We start from the raw sequence: 18,232 nt of genomic DNA, 5'->3' as shown, positions 1-18,232 counted from the left end.
ATGATTAAGTCAGTCTTAACTTGGTATGACAACCTTATCGACAAGTGCCGAAAAATCGACTTTTTGGTTCTACTGTCTATTCGTCTTTTCTTGGTTCCGGTTATCTATGTCGGAGCGCGCTCTAAAGTACTGGGATTCGCAGGCACGGTTGCCTGGTTTGGCGCCCCCGTAGCAGACGGTGGACTTAACCTCCCGTTTCCAGAACTTCTTGCGTTCCTCGCAGCTGCAACTGAAGTCGTCGGGTGTATCTGTATAGCCCTAGGCTTGTTTACTCGCATTATCGCGATTCCTATGATTTTTATGATGAGTGTGGCCAGTGCCATGGTGCATTGGAAACATGGCTGGGATGCGATTGCGACAGGGAGTATGGAATCAACCATTCGTCTAAACGGCTTTATCACTTGGTTAGCGGAAAACTTTCCGGGCCGCTACAACTACATCACCGAACTTGGTGACCCTGTTATGCTCAACAACGGTATGGAATTCGCTGCCACCTACTTCGTGATGTTAATGGTGCTTTTTGTCTACGGCGGTGGTCGTTATCTAAGCCTCGATTACTGGCTAAAAAAGCCCTTTCTAAACAAGCCTGCAAACGCTTAATCACCAAATAAAAACCAATCTTTCTACTATTTCTACCCGCTACGCTCGTAGCGGGAAGGGGATGCTATGTTAACAGATGTCGTTGATCTGTCGCGTCTGCAATTTGCTAGTACCGCGCTGTATCATTTTATATTCGTGCCTCTCACCATAGGGCTATCATTCTTGCTAGCCATTATGGAATCGGTCTATGTAATGACGGGCAAAACCATTTACAAGGATATGACCAAGTTCTGGGGCAAGCTCTTTGGGATCAACTTTGCCGTAGGGGTTGCAACCGGCTTAACCATGGAGTTTCAATTTGGTGCCAACTGGTCCTATTACTCTCACTACGTTGGTGACATCTTTGGGGCCCCGCTTGCGATTGAAGCACTAGTCGCCTTTTTTCTTGAATCGACATTGGTCGGGATGTTCTTCTTTGGTTGGGATCGGTTAAGTAAGCGTCAACACCTCACAGTTACTTGGCTTACTGCACTGGGTTCAAATTTCTCTGGTCTTTGGATTTTGATGGCTAATGGCTGGATGCAAAACCCTGTCGGTGCTGAGTTCAATTTTGAAACAATGCGTATGGAAATGACCAGTTTCACCGACGTGATTTTCAACCCAGTGACACAAGTGAAATTCGTTCATACCGTCGCCGCAGGTTACACCACTGGTGCACTATTTATCATGGGTATCAGCGCTTACTACTTGCTGAAAAGTCGGGACGTAGCATTTGCAAAACGTTCATTTGCTATCGCTTGTTCGTTTGGCATGGCTGCCATCTTTTCCACACTTCTGCTGGGCGATGAATCTGGTTATGAACTTGGCGATGTTCAAAAGGTTAAGCTCGCAGCGATTGAAGCGGAATGGCACACCGAAGAAGCACCAGCTTCATTTACCGTCTTCGGACTTCCCAATCAAGAAACCATGGAAACCGATTATGCGCTTAAGATCCCCTATCTCATGGGCATTATCGCAACACGCTCTTTGGATAAACCTGTGTTGGGTATCAGTGATCTCATGGCAATCAACGAACAACGAATACGCAACGGAATGATCGCTTATGGTTTACTCCAGCGTTTAAGAAATGGTGATAAAACCGCCGAGAACATCGCTCAGTTCAATGACGTTAAGTCTGACCTTGGCTACGGTCTTCTGCTGAAGAAATACGCACCCAATGTCTCTGATGCCAGCGAACAACAAATAAAAATGGCTACACAAGACACCATTCCGCAAGTCGCACCACTGTTCTGGAGCTTCAGAATTATGGTGGTGTGTGGCGTCTTGATGTTCGCGCTGATTGGCTTTTCGTTTATTCAAGTTTGCCGTCAGAAAATCGGCAGCCAACGATGGCTACTTAAATCAGTACTTTGGGCGATTCCATTGCCATGGATAGCTTGTGAAGCTGGATGGTTTGTCGCTGAGTATGGCCGACAACCGTGGGCCATTGGTGAAGTTCTGCCTGTCAGTATGGCCACTTCAGACTTGGCGGCCAGTGATATTTGGATTTCGCTAGGAGCCGTTTACGTGCTCTATACCCTGTTCCTTATCGCTGAGATGTATTTGATGGTGAAATTCTCCCGCCGCGGGCCAAGTGTACTGAAAACCGGGCGTTACTATCACGAACAAAACCGTTCACTCGACAATGTTATAGACAACTACAAATAAGGAGATCATATGTTTGACTATGAAACACTCCGCCTCTTCACATGGGCGATCGTCGGCATACTGATCATCGGCTTTGCTATCGCGGACGGCTTCGATATGGGCGTCGCCGCACTACTGCCTATTGCCGGAAGAAGTAATGTTGAACGTAGGATTATGATCAATAGCATCGCGCCACATTGGGACGGTAACCAAGTTTGGCTGATCACTGCGGGGGGAGCGATTTTCGCCATCTGGCCTGCCGTCTATGCTACGGCTTTCTCTGGTTTTTACTTGGCGCTGGTTCTGGTTCTTGCCGCGCTATGGTTACGCCCTATTGGCATGGATTATCGAAACAAAATTGACGACCCTAGATGGCGACGCGCTTGTGATATTGCTTTAACGGTCAGTGGTCTCGTACCACCTTTAGTATTTGGTATTGGCTTTGGTAATTTATTTGTAGGTCTGCCATTCGAGCTCAATGAATTGCTGATGATCAGTTATAAGGGCGGATTTTGGAGCTTGTTTACTCCACTCCCCATAGTGTGCGGTGTCGTCGCGATGACCATGACTCTGCTTCAAGGAGCTACCTTCCTGCAACTAAAAACGGTGGGAGAGCTTAATGAAAGAGCGCGATCCATCGCAGTGTGGACCGCGTGTACCGCGCTGATTATGTTCGTTGTCGGTGGCGTCATCGCCAATGGCCAAGATGGCTATATCATCCAAAGCCTTATCGATACCAATGGCGTTTCAAACCCAGTAAGCAAAGAGGTCTCGGTTGTCAGCCATAATATGCTGCATAACTTTATTCGCTACCCTACGTTATTTATCGTACCCCTTGGGGCATGCGCTATGCTACTTTTCTCGGCGCTGCTGTCCATGGCGAAGCGCGGTGGCTGGGCATTTTTGTGCTCGAGTTTGGCAATTCTAACCATCATATTGACCGCAGGCATTGCGCTGTTTCCAATGATTATTCCATCAAGTTTAGTACCTTCTCACAGCTTGACGTTGTGGGATGCCACGTCAAGCTACAAAACGCTCAGCATCATCTCAGTGGTCGCCGTTGTGGTTGTCCCTGTAATCCTTGGATACACGACTTGGTGTTATTACAAGATGTTCGGCCGAATCGACAAGCAATTCATTGAAGACAACAGCACATCGCTGTACTAGGGAGATAAAACGTATGTGGTATATCTGTTGGGTTCTAGGTGTGTTGCTCGCATGCTCCTTCGGGGTCATCAATGCGATGTGGTTAGAGCAACGCAATAAAGAAGATATGGATGGTTAATCCATTGTCTGAAAAGACAAAAGCCCACGTTGTCGTGGGCTTTCTCGTTTGTCTACTTATTTTGTACGATTAGTTCATACGCGGTTGAATCAAGTTGAAGTTTGCTGGGATATTGCTATCTAGAACGCCCATAAACTTGTTCAGTACCGATTGGTCTCCGGTTACTTTTAACGCACCAGTAGCAAGGGCATCTTTTACTGTCAGTTTGTGGCTGATGATACCAAACAGCGTCATGTTATCGGCTTTGATCGTACCCATTGAATCTTGAGGGTGATAATCCAGCGCTGAGTTCATTACACCATTCTCGACTTCTACACCAAATGATTCTCCGTTTAATTCAAAATCAAAGGCAATTCGGCCTGCGTCTAATGACTTCTGAGGAACGATACGTGTTGCGAACACATCCATCATCAAATCAGAAGGAATGGCTTTAATCACATCTGGACCTGCTGAGTTCACAACTTGTGGCAACAAGTTATCGTTACGAAGCTCTTTTGCAGCCGTCAAATACCAGTTGCGATTAAGCGCGGTTTCCTCTTGGAAGCCTAGTTGTTCAAACGCATCAGCCATCAAGTAATTGGCTTTCTTGTTGTCTTTGTTATACGACTCAATGTTGTTTAGCAGCTGAACAGTAAATGCATAATCACCTTGTTGGTAGTAATCCAGCGCTTTCTCAATCACGACATCCTCGCCACCAAAGCTCTCAACATAACGCTTACCGGTATCTGCATCAGTGTGACGAGCTATTTCCACTGGGTTACCGTCGAACCAACCTAGGTTGTTAACGTAGGTAGCAATGACATTGTTTTCGAAGTTGCCGTAGTAATCTCGGTTGTTCCACTGTTTCATGATCGGGTCAGCGATTTCGATCTTCTTAGCAATATCTCTTGGACGATAACCGTAGTTAGCTAATCGAGTGGTTTGGTCGTTAATCGCTTTGTACAAATCACGCTGACCTTTCATGTAGTTAATGACTTCTTCGTTACCCCAAGTTGGCCATGTATGAGGGCCAAATAGCACTTTCGCACTGTCGTGCCATTCAACAATCGCATTATTGATGTATTTCGCCCATTTACCAGCGTCACGCGTTTTAGCGCCGCGCATCGTGTAAATGTTGTGTTGAAGGTGATTAACGTCTTCAGCCATAGAAACCGCACCCCAAGCTGGGATTTCGAAGACCATTTCCGATGGCGCTTCTGATTCAGGAACCAAACGGAAGTCGAATTGCAAACCATCAATGGTAACCGATTCTTTTTGCTTAGTGATTTCGTGAACCGTAGTTGGCAAGCCATTAGCACCCGCAGCCACCAGCGGACCTAGCGCTGCTGTGGTAATACCTTTTTCATTTTTCGGTAGCAGGAAGCCATATTGGTACACAGCACGACGACTCATAATGTTACCAAACAGTACGTTTTCACCTACGGCATGCTCAACAAAACCTTGTGGTACATATACTGGAATCTTGCCACTCGCAATATCTTCCTCAGATGCAAGACCTGACTTAATAACACCTTCAATGCCACCATAATGGTCGGTGTGAGAGTGTGAAATGATGATAGCTTTTAACGGACGGTTGCCTCGATGCTTCGCGTAAAGCTCATAAGCCGCTTTCATGGTTTCTGGTGAATATTCGATATCGTAAAGAATGATGCCGTTGTCCGTTTCGATGATGGTTAAGTTAGACACATCATTACCGCGTACCTGATAGATTTTGTTTGGTAGCACTTCGTACAAACCACCACGGTTTACCAACTGAGAGTGACGCCATAAGCTCGGGTTCACCGTATCTGGCGCTTGTTTACCTTGCACAAATTGCATTGCTGGCACATCAGCAATACCTTTGATGAATCCACCATTATCTAGGGGAGCAATAAAGCCGCGATCTACTTCTTCAAACGCTTTTTTATTGTTGAAGTCTAACTGCTTGTAAACCTCTTGGTTGGCCTTTGCCGTGTATGACGTTGCACCCTTTGAGTTAGCAGTGAAGTCATAACTATCTAATGGCGCGGCATTGAGTGCCTGGGCCATAACCATAGTAAGCGGAAGGAGTGTGAAGAGCGTTTTAGTTGACTGTTTCATGGATACCTCGTTCAAAATTATTTTGCTTTGTTAAGCTGACGAGGTGCATGTTAATCAAACCGATTCGCTTGAACGATAGTGCAGAATTTAGAAGTCGATTAAATATGATTCAGTTATTGAGATTTATCTTCAATTGTCTGATTGGCATACACTTTTTTGTATTAATAGAACTAAAAAAAAGGCCCTCAGTAACTGAGGGCCATTTGATGTATTAACTATGCTAAATCACAAACATGGTGATTAGTCTAACTCGATTAGGTTCTTCTCAAATGCTTCATGCTGAGCTTGAACCGCTTTGTCTGGGCCACCAGTCATTGAGCTAACTACCATAATCGCAATCCAAGATAGGATAAACCCAGGAACGATTTCGTAGATATCGAAGATGCCGCCAGTTAGCTGTTTCCAAACTACGATAGTCACACCACCAACTAAAATACCCGCGATAGCGCCATTACGGTTCATACCAGACCAGTATAGGCTTAGTAGGATTGCAGGACCAAAGGCAGCACCGAACCCAGCCCACGCATAAGACACTAGTCCAAGTACCGAGCTGTCTGGAGTCATCGCAAGAACCAGTGCGATAATTGACAATAAGATAACACCGACACGACCTACCATCACTACTTGCTCAGATGTCGCATCTTTGTTGATGATTTGCTTGTAGAAATCTTCTGCCAACGCCGACGAAGACACCAATAGCTGAGAATCCGCTGTACTCATAATAGCCGCGAGAATTGCAGCCAAAAGGATACCAGCGACTACTGGGTGGAATAGCGCATTAACTAGTAACATGAAGATTTTCTCACCATCTGCCAGTACATCGCCACCAGTGCCTGTAGTGTAAACCAGACCTACAACACCCACTAGCATTGCACCAAGCATAGACAACGCAGACCAAACTACAGCAATACGACGAGCAGTCGTTAAGTCTTTGTTTGAACGAGATGCTTTAAAACGCGCGAGGATGTGTGGCTGACCAAAGTAACCTAGACCCCATGCCACTAGAGAGATGATAGCGATTGCAGATAGCGGCTGGCCTTTCGTGTCATTCCATAGAGTAAGAAGCTCTGGGTTAATGGCTTCAAGATCAGACGTTAGCTGACCGAACCCACCTTGCATACCAATCACAGGAACAATCATCAGTGCCGCTGCCATCAATAGGCCCTGAACTAAGTCAGTCCAAGATACTGCTAGGAAGCCACCGAATAACGTGTACGAGACAACACATACCGTACCGATGATGACGGCAATGGTGTAATCCAAGCCAAATACTGTTTCAAACAGTTTACCACCTGCCACTAGACCAGAACTGGTATAGAAAAGGAAGAAAAGCAAAATGAAGAACGCAGATACAACCTGAATCACTTTTGAATTGTCGTTAAAACGACGAGACAAATATTCAGGCAGGGTCAGTGCGTCAGTAGTAATACTGTAAGTACGTAGTCGCTTTGCACAGATTAGCCAGTTTAGCCATGTACCTACCAGCAAGCCGCCAGCAAGCCAGAAAGCTTCAATACCTGCTGCATACGCATAGCCAGGAAGACCTAGCAGTAGCCAGCCACTCATATCCGATGCACCTGCAGACAAAGCCGCTGGCCATGGTCCTAATGAACGACCACCTAGAAAGTAGTCGCTAGAATTGGCCGTGCGCTTGTAAGCAATCACACCGATAGCGAGCATCAACGCCAAATAAGCGATGAAAGTAGTTGTAATAGCGAAGCTATTTTGAATCATTATTATTTCCTCATCCTAGAATACAGCCTCCAACATAACGGTGATATTGGAGGCTGGTAGGGGTCCGTAACCTTATGTCACTAGCTACCAAGCTCAAGCAAAGTAGCGTTGCCCCCCACTGCTGTAATATTGATGGTTCTTGTTCTTTCTGTTATGAACCTCAACACGAGATTCGGATCGTGCGCCACAGGCAGCAGCACCAAATCCGTCTCAGACACCAAAAGACCTATCGCTCCATCGCGATTAGCCAGTTGATGGTTAACCTGCCATTCAGTGTCTTTAGAGCCAACAAGACCAACCACTCGTACATCGAACTCGATAAAGGTGGAAGCTTCTTCTAAAGCCACAAATTGAACTAGGTTAGTAGGCAGTTGAGAACGCTCGACTGCCGATTTTAAAATTTGATTAAACTTGTCGTTACCAGAACAAACAATGACACCATTACCAGCGATAAGTGCTGCGGTAATTTGCGCCATTGCCGCGATCTTAGCTTGTGCTTCTTCGCTCTCTAGAACCACTAAAACCACACCACGCCCCGCCGCATAAAGCTCATTGGTTTCACCCGTTGGCCCTGGCATCACATGCGGGTTAGCTAATAACACGTTAGCTTGTTGAATATGGAATGCCATCACGCTAGCGAGCGTAGCGTTCAGTTCATTCATATTACGCTGAGCAGAAAGTAAGCACTCACGTTGCTCAGCAAAATCACTAAGATTCCAACCTTCCCATGCTGTCAAAACATCGGAGAAAATAGTTGCGTTATTGACCATGATTTTTCTCCTTATTTCGCCGCTTGATTAGCGTTGGCGTTAATGACATCAGTAAAGCGATATAGGTAGTGTGGGCCACCTGCTTTTGGTCCAGTTCCGGAGAGACCCTGTCCTCCAAATGGTTGAACCCCTACCACCGCACCGACTTGATCACGGTTGATGTAGCAGTTCCCCACTCGAGCGTGTTTTTCCACCCACTCGTACGTCGATTCATTACGGCTGTGGACACCTAGCGTCAAGCCAAAGCCTGTAGAGTTAATGCTCTCAACCACTTTTGGTAGTTCAGATGCTTTGAAGCGGACGATATGGAGAATGGGACCGAAATGTTCTTCCGTTAGCACAGAGATATCAGAAATTTCAAACGCACAAGGCGGTACAAAATCCCCTTCTTGGCACTCAGCATCAAGCGACAGTTGCGCCACTTTGTTGCCTTGTTTTGCCATCGCATCAATATGTGCCAGTAGTTTTTGCTTCGCATTGGCATCAATTACTGGGCCCACATCGGTAGCATGCAGATATGGCAAGCCCACTTTAAGCTCATCCATTGCGCCTTGAATCAGGTTAATAACACGCTCCGCAATGTCCTCTTGAATAAACAGAACACGCAATGCAGAACAGCGCTGTCCGGCAGAAGCGAAGGCAGAGCGAACAACATCGCGAACGACTTGCTCAGGCAGTGCGGTCGAGTCAACAATCATCGCATTTTGACCGCCGGTCTCTGCAATAAATGGTACTGGCGCAACTTGACGTGCTGCAAGCGTGCTATTGATGCGCTGGGCCGTTGGCGTAGAGCCAGTGAAGGCAACGCCAGCAATCGCTGGGTGCGAGGTTAACGCCTGACCTACATCAGCACCGCGTCCAGTAATCAGTTGAATCGCATCAGCAGGGAAGCCTGCTTCAAGCATTAACTCAACAGCACGTACAGCGATAAGAGAAGTTTGCTCCGCAGGTTTAGCCACAACGGTATTACCCGCAACCAATGCTGCCGTGACCTGACCTAGGAAAATCGCCAGTGGGAAGTTCCACGGACTAATACAAACAAACACACCTCGTCCGCCGCGTGTCAATGTTTTTGACTGACCGTCAAAACCAAGTACCGATTGCGTTTCAAAAATATGTGGTTGTTTCGCATAGTAACGACAGAAATCGACCGCTTCGCGCACTTCATCAATACTGTCGTGAATGGTCTTACCTGCTTCCTGATGGCAAATCGCCACCAACTCATGAAGATTTTCTTCTAGCTTGTCTGCCAGTGTTAGTAAGCACTGACTACGCTCAACATATGGCGTCTGCGACCAACTAGTGAAACCTTGCTCTGCTACTCGGATAGCTTCGGAAACATGATCAAGTTTAGCCATAGCCACTTGCCCCACGACAAGACGGCGATCATAAGGCGCAGTGATCGTATCAACGTTAGCACCTTCCTTGATCATGCTTTCGTATTGCAATTGACCATTAATGATCGGAGCACCTTGCCACTGCTTAGCTCGGAACACTTCAACTTTGTGCTCGTAGTCTTTCACTTCGCTCTCAATATCAACGTTCACACCCACGGAGTTTTTACGATCGGCAAAAATAGCGGGAGGTAGATCGATATTAGCGTTGTGTAGGGTGTCATTGGCAAGCAATGCATCTACCGGATGAACAGTTAAGCTGTCAACAGGACAACGCGCATCAACAAGGCGGTGGACGAAGCTGCTGTTTGCACCGTTTTCCAGCAGACGACGCACTAGGTATGGCAGCAAGTCTTTGTGACTACCCACTGGTGCGTAGATTCGTACTGGCTGTTTATGCGTATCCATCACATGGTCATAAAGTGAATCACCCATACCATGTAAACGCTGGAATTCGTAATCAGTGTGCTGAGCCATTGTCGCAATGGCCGTCACTGTGTGTGCATTGTGACTCGCAAACTGCGGGAAAATATTGCCACGCACGTTTTCACTCAATAGGAATCGAGCACACGCTAGGTATGCAACATCGGTCGCTTCTTTACGGGTATAGACAGGGTACGCATCATAGCCCGCTTGCTGAGACCATTTGATTTCGCTGTCCCAATACGCACCTTTCACTAAGCGGAGTGGAATCAGGTCGCCTTGCTGCTTCGCTAAAGCGTTAACCCAAACCAAAACAGGAAGTGCACGTTTGGAATAAGCCTGGATCACCAGACCAAACTTGCCCCACCCTTTTGCCACGTCGCTACGATACACTTTCTCAAATAATTTAAGTGATAGCTCAAGACGGTCAGCTTCTTCCGCATCAATCGTAATCGCCACATCCAGCTCTCGTGCTCGAGTGAGAAGCTGAGTTAACGTATCGCAAAGCTCAGTCAGCACGCGCTCTTCGTTAGCGACTTCGTAGCGAGGGTGAAGTGCCGACAGCTTGATTGAAACTGATGGTGCTGGACTAGTATCTAAGCCGTATTTATCACTGCCTACTGCTTCGATCGCCATCAGGTAGTCTTTAAAATACTTGTCAGCATCAGATTTAGTGAGCGCCGCTTCACCTAGCATGTCATAAGAGTAGGTAAAACCGCGATCACGCATCTTTTTGCCATTCTTCTGAGCTTCACCAATGCTGCGGCCCAAAACAAACTGATGACCCATGATCTTCATGGCCTGATACATGGCTTTACGAATCACAGGCTCTGAGAACTTGTTGACTAAACGGTTCACCGCTTTTGCTGGGCTTTGTGATTCAGACTCAGCAAGCCCGACAACTTTGCCCGTCAGCATAAGACCCCATGTTGACGCATTGACAAACACAGAGTCAGAATTTTTCAGGTGAGATTTCCAATCAGCGACACTCAGTTTGTCGCGAATAAGCGCATCAGCCGTTGCAGAATCAGGAATGCGCATTAACGCTTCTGCTAAACACATCAGCAAAATGCCTTCTTGAGTATCTAAACTGTACTCAAGCAGCAAAGCATCAATCATTTGAATGGCATTTTTATCGGCACGGATGGCTTCGATAAGCTCGGTGGTTTTCTGTGGGATTTGCTGGGCTTCATCGCCTTGCGGCGTCGCCAGAGGTAAAAGCTGTTTCAACCATTGAGACTCATCCACCATGTAAAGTGGAGAGATCAGTGACCAGAGCTGTTCAAGCGGCTGCTCAACAAACTCCGTTTTTAGCACATCTGTTGCTGTAAACATGTGTGTTCCTCAATCTCTACTCAGCCGCAAAAGACGACTGGACTACTACAATGGCAGGCAGTGTATTTTGAGTGTTAAGGAATTACTTGTCAAAAACTCCGAGCTTTTTGCTGTTTTCTACGCTTATTAACAAAATTAATACAAGGTCACATCGAGTTAGACAAAATGAGCCGTTACAATCCGCAACCAAATTAACATATTGTTTCGTTCTCGCTAAACATTCCCCTCAGTTTTAAAACACAAAAAAGGGATGCACATAGGCACCCCTTCATAATCACCAATGAGAAACGGAGGTTATGACAAATCTTCACCGTTGGATTCAATCACTTTTTTGTACCAGAAGAACGACTTCTTACGAGAACGGTTCAACGTACCATTACCTTTGTTGTCACGGTCAACGTAGATAAAGCCATAGCGTTTACTCATTTCTCCAGTGGATGCGGCGACCAAATCAATGCACCCCCAAGGCGTATAGCCCATCAAAGGCACACCATCTTCAATGGCTTCTCCCATCGCTTTGATATGAGCGCGCAGATAGTCGATGCGATAGTCATCGTTAATCTCACCGTTCGCTTCCACCACATCTTTGGCTCCAAGGCCATTTTCTACTAAAAACAACGGCTTCTGGTAACGATCATAAAGGGTATTCATGGCGATACGCAAACCGAGAGGGTCGATAACCCAGCCCCAATCGCTGGCTTCAAGGTGTGGATTGCGAACCGACTTCACGACATTGGCTTCACTGGTGTTGCCTTTATTCATATCAGCGGAAGCGCAGCGAGAGGCGTAGTAACTAAAAGAAATAAAGTCCACAGTGTGCTTTAGAATCTCCAAGTCACCGTCATGAATCTCTAGTTCTACACCTTTATCGCGGAACGTTCTTTGAGCATAAGATGGGTAATAGCCTCTGGCTTGGACATCAATAAAGAATAGATTCTCTCGATCTTTATCAAGCGCCATTTTGACATCTTCAGGTTTGCAGGAGTACGGATAGAAGTTGCCACCCGCTAACATGCAACCCACTTGGTTATCAGGGTTAATCTCATGGGCGATTTTGGTCACTAGAGCACTTGCCACAAGCTCATGGTGCGCCGCTTGATATTTCACCTGCTCTTTGTTCTCACCTTCTTTAAATAGCAGGCCAGCACCAGAGAATGGACTTGCTAGCAAGATGTTGATTTCATTAAATGTGAGCCAGTACTTAACCAAACCATCAAATGCTTCAAAACAAGTGCGAGCATAACGCTCAAAAAAACCAATCATTTCACGACTGCGCCACGAACCATATGTGTTTACCAAGTGCATTGGCACGTCGAAATGGCATAAGGTAACAAGAGGTTCAATACCATGCTTCTGACATTCACGGAACAGATCTTGGTAGTAAGCAATCCCTTCTTGGTTAGGTTCTAGCTCATCGCCTTTAGGGAAAATTCTTGCCCAAGCAATAGAAGTCCGGAACACTTTGAAGCCCATTTCCGCTAATAGCGCGACGTCTTCTTTATAGCGATGATAGAAATCGATAGCTCCATGACTTGGATAAAACTCCGATTCATCGAGCGCTACTTGCTCACGTAGACCCAGCTTAATAGGCATACGATTGTCACCGTACGGAATCATATCGACCGTAGTTAGGCCTTTACCGCCCTCTAGGTGCCCACCCTCAGCTTGGTTAGCAGCGATAGCTCCGCCCCATAAAAAGTTCTCTGGAAATACCGACATTGTTACCCCTCAAATAGTACATCGTGAACCGATGAGCTAGCATTTTATCAACACTATGCCAGCCTCATTTCGGCTGTAATTAAGTTTTTTAACTGGATGTGCTCTTGTTCACAACATTAAAAGTTACCGGTATCATGTTACCAGTAACATCGATAATATGAAGTCCAGTTTGTGAATTAATTGAATTGTGCGGATTGGATCAAATTTTGATTCGTGAGGAGGGAACTTGGGGAAGTGCATTATTGTTATGGGAGTTTCTGGCTCAGGTAAGAGCACAGTAGGCAAAGGGATTGCCGATGTATTAGGCGCAAAGTTTATCGATGGCGATGATCTTCACCCGAGAAGCAATATCGACAAAATGGCCGCAGGCATACCGCTGAGTGATGATGACAGAGCGCCATGGTTGACGCGTATTAACGATGCCGCGTACAGCCTAGGATGCAAGAATGAGCATGGTGTTATTGTTTGCTCTGCACTTAAAAAAGGGTACCGCGATACATTAAGACTTGGCAACAATAACCTTATCTTTGTGTTCCTAGATGGAGAGTTTGAACTCATTCGACAACGTGTCGAACAACGAGGAGGGCATTTTATGAAAGGCTCCCTCCTGCGAAGTCAGTTTGAAGCTCTAGAACGCCCTGATTGTGAACTGGATGTCGTGACTGTACCTATCGACATGCCACTAGAACGTGTGATTCATACCGCCGTTCGTGATATCCGCAGCCAATTATCTAATGCCACGCTTGAGGTTGTATCATGACTCATACAACCTTACTAGCCGTTACGCAGCGTATCGAGCAGCGCAGTGAAAAATTAAGACAACAATATTTAGCGAATATTGCGAAGCAAAAACTGGCAGGCAAAGGGCGCTCGCAACTCTCGTGCGGCAACCTTGCACACGCCGTAGCTGCGGCGTGCGATGCGGACAAACAGTCCTTACTCAATAACACTAGCGCCAATTTGGCTATCATCTCGTCATACAACGACATGTTGAGCGCTCATAAGCCCTATGAGAGTTATCCGGAACTCATCCAACAAGCGTTAAGTCCGTTAAGCCATACCTCGCAAGTCGCGGGCTGTGTTCCCGCAATGTGCGACGGAGTCACACAAGGACAGCCGGGTATGGATATGTCGCTGTTTTCACGCGATCTTATCGCCCAAAGCACCGCCTTCTCACTCAGCCACAATATGTTTGATGGTAACTTACTGCTTGGTATTTGCGACAAGATAGCGCCCGGTCAATTAATGGGCGCGCTGGCGTATGGCCATCTTCCCACTGCGTTTATTCCCGCAGGTCCAATGGCAACGGGAATCTCTAATGAAGAGAAGGTCACTATTCGCCAACAGCACGCCGCTGGAGAGTTTGGTAAAGATTCGCTGCTAGAGATGGAATGTCGTGCTTACCACAGCAGTGGTACCTGTACCTTCTTTGGCACCGCCAATACCAATCAATTAGTGTTTGAAGCCATGGGGTTAATGCTACCCGGCAGCGCGTTTGTACCACCAGATTCCCCGCTGCGAACAGCATTAACACAAGATGCCGCGAAGCGAATCGCCAGTAGCATTGCAGGTTCAGCAAACTATCGCCCATTGTGTGACGTAGTCTCAGCAAAAAACTTGATTAACGGTGTGGTAGCCCTACTCGCTTCTGGTGGTAGCACGAATCACAGCATTCATATGATTGCCGTCGCCCGAGCTGCAGGCTTGCTACTAACTTGGCAAGACATCAACGATCTTTCCGACATCGTACCTCTGGTCGTCAATATTTACCCGAATGGCACCAGTGATATCAATGCATTTCATGCAGCGGGCGGTGTCCCTGCTCTATTAACCAGACTCAACCAGCAAGGGTTACTGCATCGCGATACCGTGACGGCATTTGGCCGTTTTGAAGATCAACTTTGCTACCCAGAATTAGACAGCCAATCTGATGATCAGGTCCTAACTTGGTTACGCTCTAATGGGACGAAAAACCCTGAGGTCATCGCTAATGACAAGCAGTATTACCAAAAAACGGGCGGGTTAAAGCAAGTATCAGGTAACTTAGGGCAAGCTATCGTTAAAGTGTCGGCGGTAAAACCAGAGCACCAGATTATCGAAGCACCAGCCAAAGTATTTAACGATCAGAGTCAAGTGGAAGCAGCCTATCAGCGAGGCGAACTCGAGTGCGACTGCGTGGTCGTCGTGCGTTTTAATGGCCCAGCAGCTAACGGCATGCCTGAGCTGCATAAATTGATGCCATTGCTTGGCAATATCCAAAATAAAGGTTTTAACGTCGCCTTGGTGACCGATGGTCGGCTGTCTGGCGCGTCAGGGAAAATCCCCGCAGCGATTCATGTATCGCCAGAAGCCCTGCGAGGTGGAAACATTGCACGTATACAAGATGGCGATAGGGTTCGATTAGATTGCCACCGTGGAGAACTCAAAGTATTCGAAGGTATCGAGAGTCGCCCTCTAGAGGCTCATGATGCCGAAATCCATCAACAGACTTGGGGCAGAGATCTGTTTGCAACTTGTCGCCAGAACGTCTCAGCAGCAGACCGAGGAGCGAGTTTCCTCTTTGCCGACTAAACCATGTTGACCCCGCGAGCCTACCCCCGAGTTTTCATTAAGGCGAGATTCTGAGTTAGAGACTCTCTCCCTCAGTAATCGTAAAGCCCATATCAAAAACTTTTTGCTCGCTTGGGGCTCCTGATAGCGCCGATAGTAATAACTCGGCGCTCTTTTTTCCAATCTCAAATCGTGGTGTATCAATACTTGCCAAGGTTGGGCTAATCACTTTACCCATATCCAGAGCGTTAAAACCAACGACGCTAATATCCTCAGGAACTCGTTGTTGCTTAGCACGACACGCCATAATAGTACCAATCGCAATATCATCGTTGGTGCAGAATACGCCATCAAGCTCTGGTTGAATTAGCAGAGCTTTGTCGAGCAAAGTACTACCCAAAGCAAAACTAGAGTGCTCTTTGGTTAATACGTGTAGAGGTTCCAGCCCTGCCTCAGTGACCGCTTTATCATAGCCGTGCATACGTAGCTGAGTTCGGGTATCTAGGCGAGCACCAAAATAAGCGATATTGCGCTTACCTTTGGCTATCATTTGCGTCACCACTTCATAAGCCGCCTGCATATGGTCCAAACCGACCGCCATATCAATAGGATTAACCGGTAAATCCATGGCTTCTACCACAGGAATACCTGCGGTTTTTATCATTTGCAGCGTGCGCTCGGTATGATTGGTGTCCGTCAAAATTAGGCCATCTACTTGATAAGAAAGAAAAGATTCGATTTTCTTTTCTTCCACATCACGATCGTAGCTGTAGTGAGCGATCAAGGTATCGTAACCATTGAGGTTAGTCACATGCTCAACACCTTGCGCGAAGCTAGAAAATACTTGGTTAGACAATGAAGGCAACAGTATACCAATCGCTTTACTCGACGATTTCGACAGCATCGCAGGCGTTCTATTATGGATATATCCAAGCTCTTCAACCACTTGAGCGATTTTATCGCGAGTCGCTTGGGCGACCGAATCTGGATTGCGCATGTAGCGACTTACCGTCATTTTAGTGATACCCACTCTATCAGCAATATCTTGCAAAGTTGGGCGTGAACGTTTTGCTTCCATAGTCATTCAACGAATTCTCAAGTAGTAGTGAATGTTACTGTAACATTTTTGCTGTTAATGAACTAACTGTTATCCAAATCTCTAGGTAGGGACGGTTGAAGAATAACGATTTTTATATCAGATTCAAATAGATAGCTAGTAATATTAGGCAGGGCAAACAAAATTGGGAGAAAAGAACGGCGAGTATGTAAACTCGCCGATATTAGGGTTTAGCGGTACTCATCATCCAGATCGATATCTAGACATCGAGTCTCAGACAAGGTTTTATACCATTGGCCGGATTTTTTCACCCGACGGTTGCGATTGTCTTCCAGATCAATCTCTACCAAGCCATAGCGGTTCTTGAAAGCATTCATAGGTGAGACATTGTCCGTGAACGCCCAAAGCATGTAGCCTCTACAGTTTGCGCCGTCTTCGATCGCTCTTAGCAAATGGAACAAGTGCCTTGAGATAAAATCAATACGGTAGTCATCTTGAATCTGGCCTTGTTCATCTTTGAACTCAGCTTCATTTTCAATGCCCATACCGTTTTCACTCAAGATCCACTCGATATTACCGTACTCATTTTTAATGCGCATCGCCATATCATAAACAATAGCCGGATCGATCTCCCAACCTCGTGAGAAGTTCATTTCTCTACCCGGTAAGTCAAAGCCGCTAAAGTACTTTTTCGGATGAAACGGAACGTGCTTTGGCCATTCCGCTTCCGGCGCTTTCACTCTGTGTGGGTAATAGAGGTTGGCTCCAATAAAGTCCACAGTATTATGTTTGATGATCGCAAGGTCTTCTTCCGTTGGTGCGAAGTCAATGCCATTGCCTCTCAATAACGTTAACAACTCCGCCGGATATTCTCCTTTGATAGCCGGGTCCAAAAACACACGATTGTAGAACAAATCGTAGATTTCAGCCGCTCGTTTGTCATGCACCGCACTAGAACGTGGATAGGTCACTTCAGGGTTTAGCACCACGCCGATTTTTCCGTCGTAGCCTTGGTCACGATAAGCTTTAACGATTTTTGCCGTCGCTAAGTTTTTGGCATGATTCCACACCATCCACTTATTGGTATCTTGTTCGTACGGGTAACGAATCGCATCAAGATACACTCGGGTTTGCACCACGATAGGTTCATTGAAACTAAACCAATACTTCACCTTATGAGCGTAACGCTTGAACACTTCCTCCGCGTAGTGAACAAACATATCAACCACTTTAGGCGAGCTCCAGCCACCGTAATGTTCGAGCAAATAAGCGGGCAGCTCATAATGCTCCAAACAGAACATCGGCTCGATACCCTTGGCAAGCATGGTATCAATGACCTTATCAACGTAGCCTGCATACTCTTCATCTACAATCCCTTGCTCATAATCAAGCATAAAACGAGACCAGTTGATGGAGCTGCGGTAGTGGGTTAACCCCACCACCTGCATGAGGTCAATATCTTCAACATAACGGTTGTAGAAATCAGTCGCGACAGCTGGCCCATAGCCGTTATGCCAGACTTTTCGGTCATTCTTGTACCAAGCATCAATATAAGAATCTTGGCTATCTTTCTTACCACTCCAACCTTCGGTTTGCCATGCAGACGCTGCTGCACCAAGAATAAAACCTTCAGGAAACTTCATAGAGTATTGAGTCATTA

General features: G+C 46.5%; 13 protein-coding genes. 6 read left to right on the top strand and 7 right to left on the bottom strand.

Annotated features, from left to right (window positions below):
* The 4 genes from JKJ11_RS23660 to cydX all read left to right on the top strand — a co-directional run bounded on the left by JKJ11_RS23660 (position 1) and on the right by cydX (position 3,511).
* On the top strand, positions 1-600 hold the full coding sequence (locus JKJ11_RS23660) for an HvfX family Cu-binding RiPP maturation protein (RefSeq protein ID WP_062462938.1): 600 nt from the start codon (positions 1-3) through the stop codon (positions 598-600).
* A gap of 66 nt (positions 601-666) precedes the next feature.
* Complete coding sequence (locus JKJ11_RS23655; protein WP_252039381.1) at positions 667-2,247, top strand: cytochrome ubiquinol oxidase subunit I; 1,581 nt, start codon at positions 667-669, stop codon at positions 2,245-2,247.
* Positions 2,248-2,256: 9 nt separating this feature from the next.
* Positions 2,257-3,393, top strand: a complete 1,137-nt coding sequence (gene cydB, locus JKJ11_RS23650; RefSeq protein ID WP_252039380.1) for a cytochrome d ubiquinol oxidase subunit II — start codon at positions 2,257-2,259, stop codon at positions 3,391-3,393.
* A gap of 13 nt (positions 3,394-3,406) precedes the next feature.
* Complete coding sequence (gene cydX, locus JKJ11_RS23645) at positions 3,407-3,511, top strand: cytochrome bd-I oxidase subunit CydX (protein ID WP_006069674.1); 105 nt, start codon at positions 3,407-3,409, stop codon at positions 3,509-3,511.
* Between the two features lie 69 nt (positions 3,512-3,580).
* Here cydX and JKJ11_RS23640 read toward each other — a convergent pair whose 3' ends face one another.
* The 5 genes from JKJ11_RS23640 to JKJ11_RS23620 form a co-directional block, all read right to left on the bottom strand.
* Entirely contained in the window at positions 3,581-5,590 is a 2,010-nt protein-coding gene (locus tag JKJ11_RS23640) for an alkyl/aryl-sulfatase (protein ID WP_006069675.1), read from the bottom strand.
* A 240-nt stretch (positions 5,591-5,830) separates the two neighbouring features.
* A complete protein-coding gene (gene putP, locus JKJ11_RS23635) occupies positions 5,831-7,324 on the bottom strand; it encodes a sodium/proline symporter PutP (protein ID WP_006069676.1) in 1,494 nt (497 codons plus the stop codon).
* Positions 7,325-7,404: 80 nt separating this feature from the next.
* The gene (locus JKJ11_RS23630; RefSeq protein WP_006069677.1) at positions 7,405-8,094 is read right to left on the bottom strand and encodes a hypothetical protein; all 690 of its coding nucleotides are present in this window, start codon (positions 8,092-8,094) and stop codon (positions 7,405-7,407) included.
* An 11-nt stretch (positions 8,095-8,105) separates the two neighbouring features.
* Positions 8,106-11,246 carry a bifunctional proline dehydrogenase/L-glutamate gamma-semialdehyde dehydrogenase PutA gene (putA, locus tag JKJ11_RS23625; protein WP_252039379.1) on the bottom strand — a complete coding sequence of 1,047 codons (3,141 nt, stop codon included), beginning with the start codon at positions 11,244-11,246 and terminating at the stop codon, positions 8,106-8,108.
* A gap of 294 nt (positions 11,247-11,540) precedes the next feature.
* The gene (locus tag JKJ11_RS23620) at positions 11,541-12,965 is read right to left on the bottom strand and encodes a 6-phospho-beta-glucosidase (protein WP_006069679.1); all 1,425 of its coding nucleotides are present in this window, start codon (positions 12,963-12,965) and stop codon (positions 11,541-11,543) included.
* A 247-nt stretch (positions 12,966-13,212) separates the two neighbouring features.
* Between JKJ11_RS23620 and JKJ11_RS23615 the strand changes: the two genes are divergently transcribed.
* Both JKJ11_RS23615 and edd read left to right on the top strand, forming a co-directional pair.
* On the top strand, positions 13,213-13,725 hold the full coding sequence (locus JKJ11_RS23615; protein WP_240205851.1) for a gluconokinase: 513 nt from the start codon (positions 13,213-13,215) through the stop codon (positions 13,723-13,725).
* Positions 13,722-15,536 carry a phosphogluconate dehydratase gene (gene edd / locus JKJ11_RS23610; protein ID WP_252039378.1) on the top strand — a complete coding sequence of 605 codons (1,815 nt, stop codon included), beginning with the start codon at positions 13,722-13,724 and terminating at the stop codon, positions 15,534-15,536. The genes JKJ11_RS23615 and edd overlap by 4 nt, the downstream gene beginning before the upstream one ends.
* Positions 15,537-15,591: 55 nt before the next feature.
* On the opposite strand, the gene JKJ11_RS23605 is transcribed toward edd, so the two are convergent.
* Both JKJ11_RS23605 and JKJ11_RS23600 read right to left on the bottom strand, forming a co-directional pair.
* Positions 15,592-16,599, bottom strand: coding sequence for a substrate-binding domain-containing protein (locus JKJ11_RS23605; protein WP_006069682.1), 1,008 nt, complete (start codon positions 16,597-16,599; stop codon positions 15,592-15,594).
* Between the two features lie 203 nt (positions 16,600-16,802).
* Positions 16,803-18,230, bottom strand: coding sequence for a glycoside hydrolase family 1 protein (locus JKJ11_RS23600; protein ID WP_006069683.1), 1,428 nt, complete (start codon positions 18,228-18,230; stop codon positions 16,803-16,805).
* Positions 18,231-18,232 lie beyond the last annotated feature (2 nt).

It is taken from the genome of Vibrio sp. SCSIO 43133 (assembly GCF_023716845.1).
Taxonomy (GTDB): Bacteria; Pseudomonadota; Gammaproteobacteria; order Enterobacterales; family Vibrionaceae; genus Vibrio; species Vibrio mediterranei.
The sequence above is the reverse complement of the archived record's forward strand: the minus strand, read 5'-3'. Positions and strand labels throughout refer to the sequence as shown.